Here is a 16,848-nt window from a genome sequence, read left to right on the forward strand (position 1 = left end):
GATGTGTATAAGAGACAGGTTGAGCCAGCGTCGGCGTGACCAGGACATCGGTGTCGGCGAAGAAGTCCAACGCGCGCCGCCGCCATACCTCGCGTCCCTTGGGGCTCGCGAGTCCCCGCTTCACGACGGCGTCTCCGATCCGCACATGGATGCGGTTGCGGCGCTCCAGTAAGGCGACGTTCGTCGAAGCGTGTGCATCGGCAGCAGCTCCTGCCGTCCATAACGCCAGTGCGGTCGTGTTCATCAGCGTGGCCGGGTAACGCGGGGTCGCCGACCGAATGCGGTGGCCGCCGCGAAGAATTTCGGCAGTCCGATGGACCGCCTCGGTCCAACCGCGTGCCACCGGCGTCGCGAGGCTGGGAGCCGTGGTCGACACCGCGATCCGCAGGGTGGGCGGATCGATCAGCGCCGCGGCACCGGGATCGCAGGCCAGGACCGAGAACATCAGCGCGGCATCTGCGACCGTGGTCGTGAGCGGCCCGTTCTCTGACATACCTCCCCAGGATGTGTGTGCCTCGCCGACCGGCACCACCCCGTGCCCAGGTTTGAGGCCCACCAAGCCGCAGCACGCAGCCGGGATCCGAATCGAGCCCATGCCGTCGTTCCCGTGGGCGACGGGGACTGCTCCCGATGCGACCGCAGCCGCGGAGCCCCCGGAGGAGCCACCCGGCGTCCGCTGCGGATTCCAGGGATTGCGGGTGACGCCGAAGACTGAATCGGTTGCGCCCCAGACGCAGAGCTCGGGGACGCGGGTCAGTCCGACGATCACCGCGCCGGCGGCGCGGAGGCGACGAACCACCTCGTGATCGGTTGTTCGCGGTGCCGCGCTGGTGGCCAGCGAGCCCTCCCGCATCGGTTCCCCGGCTACGGCGATGTTGTCTTTGATGGCGATCGGAACGCCCGCCAAAGGAAGTGAGCCGCGGTCGTCGCGAGCGTCGATCAGGTCCGCCTCGGCCAGCGCGGCGTCGGTGCGGATCACCTGCCACGCGTTGAAGGCCGGCTGGGTCTGCTCGATCCGGTGCAGCGCTTGCTGTGTGGCGGCTCGCGCCGTCAGAGATCCGCTCTGAACTGCGGCCGCAATCTCGGTCGCGGTGAACTCCACGCCGAGACCCTATCGCGCGCACCCGCGTCCTACCGGCTCATACTGGCCGAAGGAATTGTGCGGAAGCTGGAGGTGTGTCGATGCCCGACGATCGCGCTACGCCGGTGCTGCTTTACGACGGTGTCTGCGGGATCTGCAATCGATCCGTGCAGACCATCCTGCGGTTCGACCGGCGCGGCACCCTGCGATTTGCCGCATTGGAAGGTGACTTCGCGCGCGAGATCATCGAGCGCCATCCGGAGCTGCGAGACATCGACTCGATGGTCTTCGTGGCGAATCCCGGCCGGCCCGATGAGCACATCGATGTTCGATCGGCGGCGGCACTGCGGGTGCTGAGCTACCTGGGTGGGCCATTCCGGCTACTGCTCGCGGCGCGCATCATCCCGGCAGGGCTGCGGGACTGGCTCTACGACCGCTTCGCCGCTGTCCGTTATCGGTTAGGCGGTCGGTACGACACCTGCCCCATCCCCGGGCCCGGTGTACGGGCCCGCTTCCTGGACGCCTAGGTGTCCGTCCCGGCATATGTAGTCGACACGTTCACGGCGGTCAGGTTCGGGGGGAACCCCACCGGCCTCTGCGCGAGGCGGGCAATTGCGGGTCCGCGCTGACGGCGATGGTGTCATCCTGACCGGTCACGCCGTGACCGTCTTTCACGGCGCACTTCGCCGGTGACCGGGCAAGCGTCGTCGTATCGCCGGCGCCGCCAGCCCTCCCGCACCCACCACCAGCATCGCCAGCCACCCCAGGTGCGTGGCCATCGCGGCCCGGCGCGGTCCGGCCGACGCCTTCGGCGCGTGCCCGCCGACCCGGTAGAGGGTAAGACCGGAATCTCGATAGGCGACGGGAAGCCTGTTCAGAGTTTCTGCCGCAGCACCCATTTCGCCGTCCGTATCGGACTCCGTGACCACCCAACCCACGCCTTTGACGCCGAGCGTGGCCGGCTCAGCGCCCGACAACAGTGCCTGCTGGACTTCGCGGGCGTGGCTACCCTCGCCGGTCACGGTCTGTCCGCCGACGGTCAGGTCGCCGGTCGCGAGCACCTCGGCGCGCACCCACCGGGGCAGCGGATCGAGCACCGGAGCCCGCCCCGCCCAGGGGAAGTGGCGCATGGTGTCGGCCGGCAGCACGGCCACCGGGCGCGGGTCGGCATTGATCTTGGCCGCCACCGCCGCCCAACCGGGCGGGTAGTGCACTGGCGTGAGCCGCCCGGCCACCCCCCAGGCCAGGTCGGGCAGGACGACGATCAACGCGATGCAGCACACCAGCGCCGCCCGCGCCGGTGCCAGCCGGTCTCGCAGCCCCATGACCGCCCCGGCGCCGGCCAGCAGGTAGCCCGGCACCGCCAGTGCCACCCACTTCTGACCGTCACGCAGCACCCCGAGCCCTGGTGCGATGTCCGTCGCCCAGCGCAGCAACGCCAGCCCCGGCCCGGTCGCCAGCAGGGTGAACACCAGCACTGTCGAGCCCGCTAGGATCAGTAGCGGCCGCACCGCGGGTAGGTCGCGCACCGACGCCCAGCCCAGCCCCAGTACCCCGATGAACACCGCCGTCGCCAGCAGCGCAAAAGCCGTTCGTCGCGAACCGGGTACCGCCTCGGCGTTCCAGATCCCGCCGAGCCCGGCGAGGCTGCCCAGGGTGCCCAGGCCAGGCTCGGCGCGGGCCGCGAATGCCGCCACCCCGGTGGACTCGCCCTGCGCCGAGCCCGGGCTGAGCACCACCGCCATCAGCCACGGCAACGCGGCGGTCGCGGCGATCGCGCCCGCGCTGGCCGCGCACCACCAGCGCGGCGGCCCGGACCCGGGCGCCGCGACACACGCCAGCGCCACCACCGCCGCCAGCAGCAACCCGGTGGGTGTCAAGCCGGCCAGCGCCAGAAAGAACACCAGGCTGAACAGCCCGGCGGTTCGGCGAGGCTCGCCGGAGTCGGCCCCCGGGCCGGCGGAGGTGAGGGGAAGCCGGGGCCGCCGCATGGGCCCGGCGGTTCGGCGAGGCTCGCCGGAGTCGGCCCCCGGGCCGGCGCGCAAGCCCAGCATCGCCGCCGCCACCCATGGCAGGCAGCCGTACCCGACCAGCAGGCTCCAATGGCCCTGCAGCAGCCGCTCGGCCACATACGGGTTCCAGATCACCACCGTGATCGCCACCAGTTGACCGGGCAGTCCGGACCCCGGCAGTACGGTCGCCACCAGCCGTGCCGCCCCGCATCCAGCAAGCCACAGGCCCATGAAGAGCAGCGCCTTGACCACGGTCCCGCCGTCGATCAGCCGCGACGCCAGCGCCACCGCGAAGTCTTGGGGTACCGCCCGCGGGGATGCCTCACCCAGCCCGAGGGCGGCGCCGGTCAGATATGACCGCGGTGTCGAAACCGCGTCGCGCAACAGCAGATAACCCGGGCGCAGCAATGGCGCCAGGATGAGCAGTGTCAGCCCGAGTGCATAGCACGGCGCGATCCAGGCTCTGGCGCGCACCACCGCGCAACTACGGCTGGTCGGGAGCCGAATCCGGGGTGCCCCGTTCCGGGGGGCTCGACTCCGGTGGCGTCGCCGGGCGGTCCAGCTGGGGACGTTGCGCCGGGATCTTCTCGGTCTCGGCTTCGGCACCGGACGGGCGATCGGCCGTCGGCGCCTTGGGCGCGAAACCGCCGAAGAATCCACCGTCGGAGCCGTGCCGGTCGCTGCGGCCCAGCGCGGCCTCGGCCGGCAGGCTGAACCAGCCGACCAGGACTCCGCCGATCAAGCAGATCAGCCCCGCCGCGGTGAAGGTGATCGGCAGGACCCGGGACCACAGTGCCACCCGGTCACGTTCGTTGCGCGCCGCGTTGACCTGCTGCTCGATGGTCTCCTCGGAGCTGGTGACCGTGTAGTCGGCCAGTGCGATCTCCGGCTTGAGCGCGTCCCGGGCGTAGTAGTGGTTGGCGTGCAGCTTCGACTTGACGATGGTGCCCGAGACGGGGTCGACCCACATGGTGCGCTGCGCGGCGTAGTACCGCGTCATCGTGACGTCCTCGTCGGGGTCGGCGCCTTCGATGTTCCAGAGTCGGGCGGGCGCGGTGATCTCACCGTCTTCGTCGTGGCCGTAGAGCGACGGGTAGCGGACCGGCTCGGTCAGGCTGCCGTCGTTGTCGTAGCCGACGTTCTGGACGAACCGGTAGGTAGTCAGCCCGTTGACGTCGTCCTCACCCTCGTAGTTGGCCTCGTAGGCCTTCTGCGCGATCGGGTCGAAGTACTGGTAGGACTGCTTCTTGGTGTCGAAGGGGAACCGGTACGACAGTCCCTCGTGCGGCAGGGCGATGTTGGTGGGCGGGCTCTCGTCCTCAAAGTTGCGCGGTCGCTGCACCGAGCCACCCGGGTGTGTGTCGTCCGAAACCGCCTCGGCGGTCGTGCGGTTCAGCGTCACGGTGTCGACGATGGCCAACAGCAGCCCGGTGTCCTTCTGCCGGTCCGCGCGCCGCAGCGACGAGCCGACCTGCAGGGTCACCACGTCGGCATTGGCGGGCGACTCGACCCCGATCTGTTGCTGGGACACCAGCGGCACGTCCTGGTCGACGACGGCGTGCTCACTGCCGAGAGACTCCGGGTCCAACGCGGCGCCGCTGCCGTTGCCGATCAGCGTGACGTCGATGTCGAGCGGGATCTTGGCGATTTTGCCCACCGTGTAGGTGGACAGCAGCAGTGCCGCAACCATCAGGGCGGCGCCGAGGCCCATGACTGCGCATGCCGCGATACGCATCATGATTGCTCGGTTCACGTCGCCGCATCCTCCTTTTGTCCCGGTACCCAAATTTGTTTGACCCTAACAGCAGCAGCCGCAACAGCTACTGTGTGTCCATCGATGCCTCGGTCGGAAATCAGATGAGTCAGCAGGTGGGTGGCGTACGTAGCTTCCTGCCCGCAGTCGAGGGTATGCGCGCCTGCGCGGCTATCGGGGTCGTGATCACACACGTCGCGTTTCAGACCGGACACTCGTCGGGGATCAGCGGCCGGATGTGGGGTCGTTTCGACATGGCGGTCGCGGTGTTCTTCGCGCTGAGCGGATTTTTGCTGTGGCGTGGGCACGCGGCGGCCGCGCGCGGACTGCGTCCGGCGCCGCGCACCGGGCATTACCTGCGTTCACGGGTGGTGCGGATCATGCCGGCCTACCTGGTGTCGGTGGTGGTGATCCTGGCGCTGCTGCCCGATGCCGGCGGCGCCAGCCTGGTGGTGTGGCTGGCCAATCTCACGATGACCCAGATCTATGTGCCGCTGACTCTGACCCCGGGCCTTACCCAGATGTGGAGCCTGGCCGTGGAGGTCAGCTTCTACGTGGCCCTGCCGCTGCTGGCACTGGCGGCGCGGCGGTTGCCGGTGCGCGCCCGAGTACCGGCGATCGCCGGCGTGGCGTTGCTCAGCCTGGGGTGGGGGTTCTTGCCCATCCACACCCCCTACGGGGTGAATCCGTTGAACTGGGCGCCGGCCTACGGCTGCTGGTTCGGGGCGGGCATGCTGCTGGCCGAGTGGGCGTACAGCCCGGTAGGGCGGGTGCACCGGCTGGCCCGTCGGCGGCTGCCCATGGCAGGGGTGACTCTGGTGGCGTTCGCAGTGGCGGCCTCGCCACTGGCTGGGCCGGAGGGGCTGACTTCGGCCACCGTCGGTCAGTTCATCGTGCGCACCGCGATGGGCGGGGTGCTGGCGTGGGCGTTGTTGGCGCCGCTGGTGCTGGATCGGCCCGACACACCGCACCGGTTCCTGGCCAGCGCGCCGATGGTGACGTTGGGCCGCTGGTCCTACGGAATCTTCATCTGGCACCTGGCGGCTCTCGACATGGTGTTCCCCGTCATCGGCCGATTCGCCTTCACCGGTGATATGGCGGTGGTGCTGGCGCTGACGCTGGTGTTCACCGTCGCCATCGCCGCGGTGAGCTATGCCCTGGTGGAGCAACCGTGCCGCGAGAAGCTACGAGGTTGGGAGACCCGGCATCTGCGGGAGCGCTCCGATGCCGATCAGGCGGCCTTGCCCGACGGGGTGTACTCGGCGGAGTCGCTGGTGAATTCGGGCGTGCCGTAGGCGGCCAGTCGTCGCTTGAGCAGCCTGAGTATGTAGGCGTTGGTCAGCCGGCGCAGGCCCGGGGTGCGCACAGCGCGCTGCACCACCAGCAGGCGACCCGTCACGAACGGAGCCGTCAGGGCGATCCGCGCGTAGTCGCCGGCGCTGAGCGTGACGCTCATCTTCTTGGCCACGTCTCGCCTGCCGCCGCAGAACGTCTTGACGAAAAAGGCCTTGCTGTAGCTCTTCTCCACCGCATCGGCGATGCGCTCACGCAGCGTCTGCTCCTGGCGCAGGTAGGCGGCCATGGTCGAGCGGACCAGTTCCCCGCAGGTGGCGTCGTCGAAGTCGTCGCGCAGTAGCGCAGCGCGGGCGCTGAACACCCGGATGATCTCATCGGGCGTGGTCGGCAGCAGTTCTTCCGGCAGGCCGAGGAGCACGCAGCGATAGCGGGTGAACTCGACCTGGGCGCGCTCGCTCGGGGTGAATTCGGTACGTCCTTTCCGGCGGGCGTCCATCGCCAGCACGAAGAGGTTGATCATCCCGGCCGGCATCTGGTCGATCTGCGGAATCGGCAGCCCGTAGATGTCGATGTCCCATTTCGGCGATCGCTTGAGCGCGTTGAAGCGGACCATCGAGTGCATCAGCCGCACCATGGCCGCGGCCTCGAAGCCCGGGCCGTGCCGGTCCAGCGCGCCGGGCAGCGTGGTGACGGCGAAGAAACTGGTGGTTTCGTTGACCCGCCCGGCGGCACGCTTGCCCGACAGTGCGCCGGTCAGCGCCATCGGCAGCGCGGCATAGGTGTTGAGGAAGGTCGCGATGAACGCACCGCGGACGACGAAGGGTGCCAACAGCGCCATCGGGAGACGGGAATGCTCTGCTCCCTTACGCACCAGATCCATGTCCAGCCAGTCCGGGGTGGCCTCCATGTCGGCGATGAACGCAGCCAGCTCCGGCGGGGCGTCGGGCACCGCGTCGACACCGTGGCGGCAGGCCTGCTTGAGCATGCCGATCAGGGTGCTGACGCTGTGCTGGCCCATCAATGCGGCGTAGGAGTCCGACACCACGTCGCCCAGCCAGGTGGCCGTCGTGATCAACTCGACGGCGGCATCGTCGGCCAGCAACTTGGCCCGGGTGGCGGGGTTGCCCGGCAGGGACGCGACGTCGTCGGGGGAGGCGGCCGTGCGGTAGGGCTGCACGTCGAAGTCCAGGTCGCCGTAGAGCTCCGGCAGCAGCTCGGCCTGCCGGCGAACGCGCTGGTACAGGTCGGGGTAGTGCGTGGGCATCCAAGACCTCCGGTGAACGAATTTCGGCCGCACTATGGCACAAATTCATGTAATTGTGTCACGATAACAGGTGCGAAGACCCGCCGACAGACCCGCTGACCTACCTCGCGTCGGCCCAGCTCACCGCGCAGCATGACAGGATGAACGCCATGGGAAGTCCGGCAACGGTCAAGGTCGCCGATCCCATGACTGGCACGGCGGGCGCCATCCTCGCGGCCGCCCGCGTGGAGTTCGCCCGGCATGCCTTTCGTCGCGCCAACATCGATGCGGTCGCCCAGCGCGCCGGGGTGAGTCGCCGCACGCTGTACCGGCACTTCCCCACCAAGGAAGCACTATTCGAGCAGCTGGTGGAAACCGACACGCAAGCGCTGTTCGTCGAACTCGGCAACGCCGCCCGCGCGCAGGACGCCCGCGGCGCCATCGTGGAATGCTTCACCCTGGCCATGCGCCGCATCACCGAGAGTCCGCTGGCGACCGCGGTCATCGAAAGTGAGCCGGAACTGCTCATCGGAGTCAATACCCCCAGCGGTGAGAAGGCGCTGGTGCGTGCCAGCCATCTGGTCGCCGCGACGCTGCGTCTCTGTGGAGTCGGCATGCCCGACGATGAGGTCCTCACCACCGCCGAAATCCTGGTGCGGCTGGTCGCCTCACTGCTCACCAACAGGGCAGGGGTCCTCGACATCAACGACACCGCCGCCGTTCGCAAATTCGCCCAGACCTACCTCGCCCGACTGGTCTGGTAGCCGGCGGGCACCCGGACCCGTTACGCTAGCTGTCCAGCTGGCGTGTAATCCTTTGCATCGCTGGTGAATTCGGGCTTGCCATAGGTCTTGAGCCGACGCTTGACGAGCCGCACCAGGTAGTCATCGGTGATCTGGCGGAGTGCCGGGATCCGATTGGCGCGCCGAACCACCAGTAGGCGCCCGATGATGAACGGCGCCGTCACGGCGATCCGCAGGTAGTCGGCCAGGCCGATCGGCACTCCCTTGTCCTTGGCCACGGCGCGGTCGCCGTTGCAGAAGGCCTTCGTGAAAGCTGCCTTGCTGTAACTCTTCTCGACGGCATCGGCCATGCGTTCCCATCGGGTGTCGACGGGTCGCAGATAGGCGGCCATAGTCGAGCGCACCATCTCGCCACAGGTGGCGTCGTCGAAGTCCTCACGCAGTAGCGCCGCGCGGGTGTGGATGAGGTGGATGATCTCGGTGGGCGTGGTCGGCAGGAGCTCCTCGGGCAGCCCCAGCAAAAACGCGCGGTAGCGAGTGAACTCGACCTGGGCGCGCTCGCTCGGCGTGAATTCGGTGCGCCCTTTCCGGTGGGCGGCCGTAGCCAGCAGGTAGAGGTTGATCATTCCGGCCGGCATCTGGTCGACCTGGGGGACGGGGACGCCGTAGACGTCGACGTCCCACTTGTCCGAGCGCTTGAGCGCGTTGTAGCGGACCATCGAGTGCATCAGCCGCACCATGGCGGCCGCTTCGAATCCGGGGCCGTAGCGGTCCAGAGCGCCGGGCAGCGTGGTGACGGCGAAGAAGCTGGTGGTCTCGTTGACCCGGCGCGCGGCGCGGCGGCCGGACAACGCGCCGGTCAGCGCCATCGGCAATGCGGCGTAGGTGTTGACGAAGGTCGCGATGAAGGCGCCTCGGGTGACGAACGGCGCCACCAGGGCCGCCGGGATGCGGGCGTGCCGTGCACCCTCACGCACCAGATCCATGTCCAGCCAGGAGGGCGCGGCTTCCATGTCGGCGATGAACGCCGCCAACTCCGGCGGCGCGCCGGGCACGGCGTCGATGCCTTCGCGGCAGGCCACCTGGAGCATGTCGATCAGAGCGGAAACGCTGTACTCGGACATCAGTGCCGCATAGGGATCGGCCACCACGTCGCCCAGCAGGGTTGTCGTGCAGATCAGTTCGACGGCTTGTTCGTCGGCCAGATAGGGAGCGCGGTCGGCGACCCACTGCGGCAGCGCCGAGAGGTCGCCCGGGTCGGTGGTGGTGCGGTAGGGCTGCGCGTCGAAGTCGATGCCGCCGTAAAGGCCCGGCTGCAGCTCGCGCTGACTGTGAACACGGCGCGCAAGCTCGGGGTAGTGCGTGGGCATCCGACCTCCGGTAACTAACATATTGTTAGTTACAGGTAACAGGCCGTTATTTATGCTGTCAACTATGACTTTGGCGCAGTCGCGGCGGCGGATGACGGCCGAGGCTCGGCGTAGCCAGATCCTCGACGTCACCCACGCGATCGTGGATGCGGAAGGCTTCCACGCCGCCACGCCGAATCGAATAGCCCGCGAGGCCGGGATCAACCGCTCGCTGCTCTACCAGCAGTTCGGTGACCCCGCCGGCCTGTTCGTCGCGCTGATCGATCGCGAAGCCGCCCGCGCGGGCGCCCAGTTCGCAGAGGTGATCGCCGAAGCGGCGGAACCCGGTGGCGACGGCGACCTGGCCGGCAGATTCGACAGCGTGGTCAAGGCCGCCGACGCCCATCCCGCGACCTGGCGGCTGTTCCTGTTCCCCCCGCAGGGCGCGCCGCCGGAACTGCATGAACGCCTTGCGCAGGCGCAAGAAGTGGTGCGCGGCTATCTGGCGGGTGAGTTGCTGCGTGTCTACCCGGACCTGCCGGATCCCGACTACACCGCCCGCGTGCTACACGCAGTCGCCCGTGAACTCCTGCAGTTGCGCCTCAGCGATCCCGACGCCGCCACCCACGAGCGGTTGCACGCGCTGGTCCGATCATTGGCGCTACGTGCTGCGACACCGGCACGGTGAAAGTCACGGTGCGGCCTCAGTAGCCGCCGGAGTGCTCGAAGATCTTGCGCGGGTTGTCGACCAGCATGGTGCGCAGCTGCTCTTCGGTGACGCCGCGCTGCCGTAGCGCCGGAATCACGTCATTGTGGATGTGCAGGTAGTGCCAGTTCGGTGCGGCCACTGAGCTCAGATCGCCGGGCAGCGCGTCGAAATAGCAGTTGGCGTCGTGGGAGAGCACCATCTTGTCGGCATGGCCGCGCTCGCACATGGCCGCCACGGTGTTCACGCGCTCCTCGAACGGCAGGATCAGGTCGATGCCGAAGCGGTCCATGCCCAGATACGATCCCGCCGCGATCAGCTCCTCCAGGTAGCCCAGATCGGTGCTGTCCCCGGAGTGCCCGATCACCACCCGGGACAGGTCGACGCCTTCTTCTTCGAAGATGCGCTGCTGCTCCAGGCCGCGGCGAGTGCCGGCGTGGGTGTGCGTGGAGATGGGCGCGCCGGTGCGGCGGTGGGCGTTGGCCACCGCGCGCAGCACCCGCTCGACGCCGGGAGTCACGCCCGGTTCGTCGGTGGCGCACTTGAGGATTCCCGCCTTGATCCCGGTGTCGGCGATGCCGGACTCGATGTCGCGGACAAACATGTCGGCCATGATCTCGGGTCCGTCCAGCATGGTTCCGGGTCCGCGATAGTGGTAGAAGAACGGCACGTCGTTGTAGGTGTAGATACCGGTGGCCACCACGATGTTCAGGTCGGTGCCGGCGGCCACGCGGGCGATCCGTGGGATGTAGCGGCCCAGTCCGATCACGGTCAGGTCGACGATGGTGTCGACTCCGGCGGCCTTCAACGCGCCCAGTCGGGCGATCGCGTCGGCCACCCGGGCGTCCTCGTCGCCCCAGGCGTCCGGATAGTTCTGGGCGATCTCGGTGGTCATGATGAACACGTGCTCGTGCATCAGGGTGACGCCGAGGTCAGCGGTGTCGATGGGCCCGCGCGCGGTGTGGCATTGCGACATGGCTCGATCGTATGGAGATTGGCGCGGCGGGCGGTTGCCTTCGCCGAGAATGCCTAGTGGTGCTCCAGCAGATTGTCGCGGATCCGCGCGTAGGAGTGGGTGAACAGCTCCACCTCGCGCGGACTGAGCGAGTCGAACAGACCGGCCCGCACCGCGTGCACATGGCCCGGCGCCGCCGCACGCAACTTGTCCATGCCCGACTCGGTGAGCTCGGCGTACTGGCCGCGCTTGTCTTCTTCACACTTGACCTGGTGGACCCAACCGGCGTCGGTCAGCCGTTTGACCGCTCGGGTGACCCCGCTGCGGGTCGTCACGGTGATGTCGGCCAACGCATTCATCCGCAGCCGGCGGTCGGGCGCTTCGGACAGCAGCGCCAGGATCTCGAAGTCGGACAGGCTCAGTCCTGAGTCGCTGACCAGTTGTCGGTCCAGGCTGCGCAGCAGCAGGCGCGTGCTGTCGAGGTAGCCCCGCCACATCTGCTGCTCATCCTCGGTGAGCCACAGTGTCTCCATAAGACCTAAATATAGTTGACTAATTCACAATTGTCTAGGTGAATATCGGGTTCAGATGGCTGGGAGATGCGGGAATTGACCACAAAATAGTTGCGTTGACAACTATCAGCTAGAGTAGCGAGCAACGCACAAGGAGGGCCGCAATGGCGAGCACCGGTATGCAGTTCGGCATTTTCACCGTCGGCGACGTGACCGTCGACCCGACCACCGGTCGTGCGCCGACCGAAGCCGAGCGGATCCGGGCGACCGTGGCGATCGCCAAGAAGGCCGAGGAAGTCGGCCTGGACGTCTTCGCCACCGGCGAGCACCACAACCCGCCGTTCGTGCCGTCGTCGCCGACAACCCTGCTGGGTTACATCGCGGCACAGACTGAGCGTATTCAGCTGACCACCGCCACCACCCTGATCACCACGAACGACCCGGTGAAGATCGCCGAGGACTACAGCGTGCTGCAGCACCTCGCCGACGGCCGGGTTGACCTGATGCTGGGGCGTGGCAACACCGGACCGGTGTACCCCTGGTTCGGCAAAGACATCCGGACCGCGCTGCCGCTGACGGTGGAGAACTATCAGTTGCTGCGCCGGCTGTGGCGCGCGGACGTCGTCGACTTCAGCGGTGAATACCGCACTCCGCTACACGGATTCACCCTGGCGCCGCGGCCGCTCGACGGAGTTCCCCCGTTCGTCTGGCACGGCTCTATTCGCACCCCCGAAATCGCCGAGCTGGCCGCGCACTTCGGTGATGGCTTCTTCGCCAACCACATCTTCTGGCCGGCGTCGCATACCAAGCGGATGGTGCAGCTCTACCGGCAGCGCTTCGAGCACTACGGTCACGGCGGTCCCGATCAGGCGATCGTGGGCCTGGGCGGTCAGGTGTTCCTGCGACCCAACAGCCAGGATGCGATCAACGAGTTCCGGCCGTACTTCGACAACGCCCCGGTTTACGGGCACGGCCCGAGTCTGGAGGAGTTCAGTGAGCAGACCCCGCTGACAGTCGGCTCGCCGCAACAGGTGATCGACAAGACCCTGAGCTTTCGGGAATACGTCGGCGACTACCAACGCCAGCTGTTCCTGGTCGATCACGCGGGCCTGCCGTTGAAAACGGTGCTCGAACAGCTCGACCTGCTGGGTGAGCAGGTAATCCCGGTGCTGCGCAAGGAGTTCGCCATCGGACGGCCCGCGCACGTGCCCGGCGCGCCGACGCACGAGTCTCTGGTCGAGGCTGCGCGGCTATCCGAGATCCAGGAGGCGTCATGAAGTTGATCGTGGTCAGCGGCGGCCTGCGTGAGCCGTCGTCCACTCGGCTGTTGGCCGACCGGCTCGGTGCGGCGGTTCGCGCCGAGCTCGGCCGGGACGATGTTGCGGTGCTCACGCAGGTAGTCGAGCTGCGTCATCTGGCTCGGGCGATCACCGACGCGATGTTGACCGGTTTCGCCGCACCGGAACTGGAGGCGGTGTTCGACGCGATCGCGGACGGTGACGGGGTGATCGCGGTGACGCCGACGTTCAACGCGACGTTCAGCGGGCTGTTCAAGTCCTTCTTCGACGTGCTGCCCGAGCAGACCCTGGCGGAGAAGCCGGTACTGATCGCGGCGACCGGCGGTACCGAGCGCCACTCGCTGATGCTGGACCACGCCCTGCGTCCGATGTTCTGCTATCTGCATGCGCTGGTATCACCTACCGGGGTGTTCGCCGCCACCGCAGACTTCGGCGCGGACGGATCCGGCTCAGGCCTGTCCGAACGGATCGCCAAGGCGGCCAAGGATTTCGCCCGGCTGTTGCGGGCGAGCGGCGCACGGCCGCACCAAGACCAGTTCAACGACGAGCTGACCGAAATTCAGGGCCTGCTGACCGGCACGCGCTGACCGACACGACCCAACAATCAAAGGAGTGATGGCAATGACGAAGTTGGCGGTTATCTACTACTCGGCCACCGGCCACGGCACCAAGATGGCCGAACGGGTGGCCCGGGCGGGCGAGGCGGCGGGCGCCGAGGTCCGCGTGCGTCATATCGAGGAGACACGCGACCCAGAGACCTTCGCTCACAACCCGGCGTGGAGCGCCAACTACGAGGCGACCAAGGATCTGCCCGCGGCCAGCGGTGAGGACATCGTCTGGGCGGACGCCGTCATCTTCGGGTCCCCGACCCGATTCGGTTCCCCCGCTGCGCAATTCCGGAACTTTCTGGACGGGCTGGGCGGGCTGTGGGCCAAGGGCCAACTCGCCGACAAGGTCTACGCCGGCTTCACCTCGAGTCAGACCGCCCACGGTGGGCAGGAGGCCACGCTGCTGAATCTGTACGTGTCCCTGATGCATTTCGGCGGCATCCTGGTACCGCCGGGCTACACCGACCCGATCAAGTTCGCCGACGGCAACCCCTACGGTGTCGGGCACATCACCGGACCGAACAACCAGAACGAGCTGGACGAGCCCACGCTGGCCGCACTCGACCACCTGGCCACTCGGGTGGTGGGCGTCGCCGCCAAGGTCGCGGCGGGGTGATGACCGGCGTCAGGCCACCCACACCGTCTTGAGGTTGCAGAACTCCCGGATGCCGTGTCCAGAGAGTTCGCGGCCGTAGCCGGACCGCTTGATCCCACCGAACGGCAGCTCCGGGTAGGACACTGTCATGCCGTTGATGAAGACCTGGCCGGCCTCGATTTCGTCGGCGAACCGGCTGATCTCCGCCTCATCGCGGGTCCAGGCATTGGACCCCAGCCCGAACGGGCTGGCGTTGGCGATCTCAATGGCCTCGTCGATGTCGGCGGCGCGGTACACCGATGCCACCGGGCCGAACACCTCCTCGGTGAAGATCGTCATGTCGCGACTGATGTCGGTGATCACGGTGGGGGGATAGAACCAGCCCGGGCGGTTGAGTCGCTTACCGCCGCAACGGATCACCGCTCCGGCAGCGGCGGCGGCATCGACCTGCTGCGCGACCTCGTCACGGCCCGATTCGGTGGCCAGCGGTCCGACATCGGTGTCCGGGTCGGTCGGATCGCCGACCCGCAGTGTCGACATCTGGCTGACGAACTGGGTGACAAACTCGTCGTAGATGTCGGTGTGGACGATGAATCGCTTTGCCGCGATGCATGATTGGCCGTTGTTCTGAACCCGCGCGGTGACCGCGGTGCGGACCGCGGCCTCCAGGTCGGCCGAGGGCATGACAATGAACGGGTCGCTGCCGCCCAGTTCCAGCACGGTGTGTTTGACCTCGTCGCCGGCTATAGCGGCGACCGAACGCCCGGCTGGTTCGCTGCCGGTCAGGGTGGCCGCCGCCACCCGCGGGTCGCGCAGCACCCGCTCGACGGCACCCGAGGAGATCAGCAGGGTCTGGAAGCAACCGTCCGGGAAACCGGAGCGGCCCAGCAGGTCGGCGAGGTACAGCGCGGTCTGCGGCACGTTCGAGGCGTGCTTGAGCAGGCCCACATTGCCGGCCATCAGGGCTGGGGCGGCGAATCGGACCGCTTGCCACAGCGGGAAGTTCCACGGCATCACCGCCAGCACCACCCCGAGCGGTTGATAGCGGGCGAACGCCTTGGATGCGTTGACCTTCGACGCGTCGGCGACCTCGTCGGCCAGCAACTCCGCACTGTGGTCGGCGTAGTAGCGGAAGCCCTTGACGCACTTGAGCGCTTCGGCTTTGGCCGAGGTCAACGTCTTGCCCATCTCAAGGGTCATCATGGCGGCGACTTCGTCGGCTTCGGACTCCAGCAGATCAGCGGCGGCGTGCATCCATCTGGCTCGCTGAGCGAAATCGGTGCGACGGTATTCGACGAAGCGATTCGCCGCGCGGGTGATCGCGGCATCGACTTCGGTGTCGCTGGCGGCGGTGAACGTCTTGACCGTTTCGCCGGTGGCCGGGTTGGTCGTGGCTATCGGTGTTGCGGGCACGCGGGCCTCCTTCTCAGTCGCTGCGGTGTGAGAGTGCATGTCCAGCCTGCCACCATCGAACCGCGTAGGCTCGCCACGAGCCAGCGTCAGTACATCGATACGGGAGTCGCCCGATGCGTTTCAACCCACCGCCCAACTGGCCGCCCGCGCCACCTGGCTGGGCACCGGATGCCAACTGGGCGCCGGATCCGACGTGGCCGCCCCCGCCCCCGGGCTGGCCGCTGTGGGTGGAGGACGACGCTGTCGGCATGGCTCCCGGGGGCTATCCGCCGTATGGTGCGCCGTGGCCGGTCCCGGGTGCTCAGCCCAGGTCACGCAGGGTGTTGTGGCTGTCGCTGGCCGCGGCCGCAGTGGTGGTCGCGGTCGTTGCCGGGCTGGTTCTGAGCCTGGGTGGCCGACTCACGGCAGCGGACAATCCGTCACGCAAACCCGACATCAAGGAGTTGACGTCGGAGATGTTGGTGGAGCGGTCCTCGTTTCCTGACCCGTCCGGTGGCAAGTGGATCAGCGGGGTGAACAGCGCCGGCGACGCGCCCTCGGACATGCCGAATCTGACGGTCGACCCGCCCGAATGCGCCGACTTCTACTCCAGTCCGGCCTCCGCCACGCAGACCGCGACGGCGACGCTGGCCAAGCTGCAGCCCGGCGGCCTGCACACGATGCGCGTGCGACTGGCCCTGACGCCGGACCGCCCGAACCTCAAGCGGTTCGTGGAGAAGTGCCAGACATTCACGCAGACCTTTGAGCAGGGTGGGCGTTCGGTGACCACCGACATCCAGATGAACCCGCTGGATGCGGACGGAGTGCCGCCGTGGGCGGTCGCGACCGTGATCACCAGCGCCAGCAAGGCCGCCATCCGGTTGCCGATCTCGATCACCGCTTCCACCATCTCCGGCTATTACCGCGGGGTGCTCGTCGTGGCGACCAGCAACGACATCGGATTACGTGTGGAGAGCGACGGATCCGATGACGCCACGCACGCCGAGGATCTGGTGAAGCTGTTCAACACGCAGATCGACAAGCTCGAAGCCGCGCAGTAGCGGCACCCTTCGCCGCAGATGCCACATGGGCGCCACCGGCCCTAGGCGCAACCGTGTGGTGCTGTTCGAATCGGACAGCAGTGTGGCGGACCGGCGGTACGCGCGGAGCAGATGTGGCGGCGCCGTGCCTATCGGCGCTGGCCCGCTTCGCCCGACTCCGTCGGCTGGGCTTATTGCGGTGGCCCGCTGCCCTCGACTCCGTCGGCTGGGCTTATTGCGGTGGCCCGCTGCCCTCGACTCCGTC

The 16,848-nt window shown here is 67.8% G+C and carries 16 protein-coding genes; 8 read left to right on the forward strand and 8 right to left on the reverse strand.

Going from position 1 to position 16,848, the window contains the following annotated elements:
* On the reverse strand, positions 1 to 1,102 hold a 1,102-nt coding region (locus LI94_RS14835), incomplete at its 3' end, for an amidase family protein (protein WP_046301650.1).
* Positions 1,103 to 1,182: 80 nt separating this feature from the next.
* Between LI94_RS14835 and LI94_RS14840 the strand changes: the two genes are divergently transcribed.
* Positions 1,183 to 1,608: a DCC1-like thiol-disulfide oxidoreductase family protein gene (locus tag LI94_RS14840; RefSeq protein WP_024442699.1), complete on the forward strand. Its 426-nt coding sequence runs from the start codon at positions 1,183 to 1,185 to the stop codon at positions 1,606 to 1,608.
* A 144-nt stretch (positions 1,609 to 1,752) separates the two neighbouring features.
* Here LI94_RS14840 and LI94_RS14845 read toward each other — a convergent pair whose 3' ends face one another.
* Positions 1,753 to 3,549, reverse strand: coding sequence for a hypothetical protein (locus tag LI94_RS14845; RefSeq protein WP_046301654.1), 1,797 nt, complete (start codon positions 3,547 to 3,549; stop codon positions 1,753 to 1,755).
* 28 nt (positions 3,550 to 3,577) lie between these two features.
* Positions 3,578 to 4,846 carry a DUF3068 domain-containing protein gene (locus LI94_RS14850; RefSeq protein ID WP_081654481.1) on the reverse strand — a complete coding sequence of 423 codons (1,269 nt, stop codon included), beginning with the start codon at positions 4,844 to 4,846 and terminating at the stop codon, positions 3,578 to 3,580.
* A 104-nt stretch (positions 4,847 to 4,950) separates the two neighbouring features.
* Between LI94_RS14850 and LI94_RS14855 the strand changes: the two genes are divergently transcribed.
* Positions 4,951 to 6,141, forward strand: coding sequence for an acyltransferase (locus LI94_RS14855; RefSeq protein ID WP_024441372.1), 1,191 nt, complete (start codon positions 4,951 to 4,953; stop codon positions 6,139 to 6,141).
* Here LI94_RS14855 and LI94_RS14860 read toward each other — a convergent pair.
* Positions 6,078 to 7,406: an oxygenase MpaB family protein gene (locus LI94_RS14860; protein ID WP_024441373.1), complete on the reverse strand. Its 1,329-nt coding sequence runs from the start codon at positions 7,404 to 7,406 to the stop codon at positions 6,078 to 6,080. The genes LI94_RS14855 and LI94_RS14860 overlap by 64 nt on opposite strands.
* Before the next feature lie 149 nt (positions 7,407 to 7,555).
* On the opposite strand from LI94_RS14860, the gene LI94_RS14865 reads away from it, so the two are divergent.
* A complete protein-coding gene (locus tag LI94_RS14865; RefSeq protein ID WP_046301655.1) occupies positions 7,556 to 8,149 on the forward strand; it encodes a TetR family transcriptional regulator in 594 nt (197 codons plus the stop codon).
* 20 nt (positions 8,150 to 8,169) lie between these two features.
* Here the strand turns inward: LI94_RS14865 and LI94_RS14870 are convergent, their stop codons facing one another.
* The gene (locus LI94_RS14870; RefSeq protein ID WP_024441375.1) at positions 8,170 to 9,498 is read right to left on the reverse strand and encodes an oxygenase MpaB family protein; all 1,329 of its coding nucleotides are present in this window, start codon (positions 9,496 to 9,498) and stop codon (positions 8,170 to 8,172) included.
* 91 nt (positions 9,499 to 9,589) lie between these two features.
* Between LI94_RS14870 and LI94_RS14875 the strand changes: the two genes are divergently transcribed.
* Complete coding sequence (locus LI94_RS14875) at positions 9,590 to 10,165, forward strand: TetR/AcrR family transcriptional regulator (RefSeq protein WP_024441376.1); 576 nt, start codon at positions 9,590 to 9,592, stop codon at positions 10,163 to 10,165.
* Positions 10,166 to 10,181: 16 nt separating this feature from the next.
* Here the strand turns inward: LI94_RS14875 and LI94_RS14880 are convergent, their stop codons facing one another.
* Complete coding sequence (locus LI94_RS14880) at positions 10,182 to 11,159, reverse strand: phosphotriesterase (RefSeq protein WP_024441377.1); 978 nt, start codon at positions 11,157 to 11,159, stop codon at positions 10,182 to 10,184.
* A 53-nt stretch (positions 11,160 to 11,212) separates the two neighbouring features.
* Positions 11,213 to 11,671: a MarR family transcriptional regulator gene (locus LI94_RS14885; protein ID WP_046301651.1), complete on the reverse strand. Its 459-nt coding sequence runs from the start codon at positions 11,669 to 11,671 to the stop codon at positions 11,213 to 11,215.
* A gap of 158 nt (positions 11,672 to 11,829) precedes the next feature.
* Here LI94_RS14885 and LI94_RS14890 point away from each other — a divergent pair, with 158 nt between their 5' ends.
* From LI94_RS14890 to wrbA, 3 genes are read left to right on the forward strand one after another with little or no spacing between them, the layout of a single operon-like run.
* Complete coding sequence (locus tag LI94_RS14890; protein WP_046301656.1) at positions 11,830 to 12,927, forward strand: LLM class flavin-dependent oxidoreductase; 1,098 nt, start codon at positions 11,830 to 11,832, stop codon at positions 12,925 to 12,927.
* On the forward strand, positions 12,924 to 13,535 hold the full coding sequence (locus LI94_RS14895; RefSeq protein WP_024441380.1) for an FMN reductase: 612 nt from the start codon (positions 12,924 to 12,926) through the stop codon (positions 13,533 to 13,535). The genes LI94_RS14890 and LI94_RS14895 overlap by 4 nt, the downstream gene beginning before the upstream one ends.
* A 34-nt stretch (positions 13,536 to 13,569) precedes the next feature.
* Entirely contained in the window at positions 13,570 to 14,172 is a 603-nt protein-coding gene (gene wrbA / locus LI94_RS14900; RefSeq protein ID WP_024441381.1) for an NAD(P)H:quinone oxidoreductase, read from the forward strand.
* A gap of 9 nt (positions 14,173 to 14,181) precedes the next feature.
* Here the strand turns inward: wrbA and LI94_RS14905 are convergent, their stop codons facing one another.
* A complete protein-coding gene (locus tag LI94_RS14905; RefSeq protein ID WP_239651238.1) occupies positions 14,182 to 15,564 on the reverse strand; it encodes an NADP-dependent succinic semialdehyde dehydrogenase in 1,383 nt (460 codons plus the stop codon).
* 113 nt (positions 15,565 to 15,677) lie between these two features.
* Here LI94_RS14905 and LI94_RS14910 point away from each other — a divergent pair, with 113 nt between their 5' ends.
* Positions 15,678 to 16,604 (forward strand): hypothetical protein, encoded by a 927-nt coding sequence (locus LI94_RS14910; protein WP_046301653.1) that lies wholly within the window; start codon positions 15,678 to 15,680, stop codon positions 16,602 to 16,604.
* The last annotated feature ends 244 nt before the right edge of the window (positions 16,605 to 16,848 follow it).

Origin of the sequence: Mycobacterium sp. UM_Kg27 (assembly GCF_000972905.1) — a bacterium.
Lineage (GTDB): Bacteria > Actinomycetota > Actinomycetes > Mycobacteriales > Mycobacteriaceae > Mycobacterium.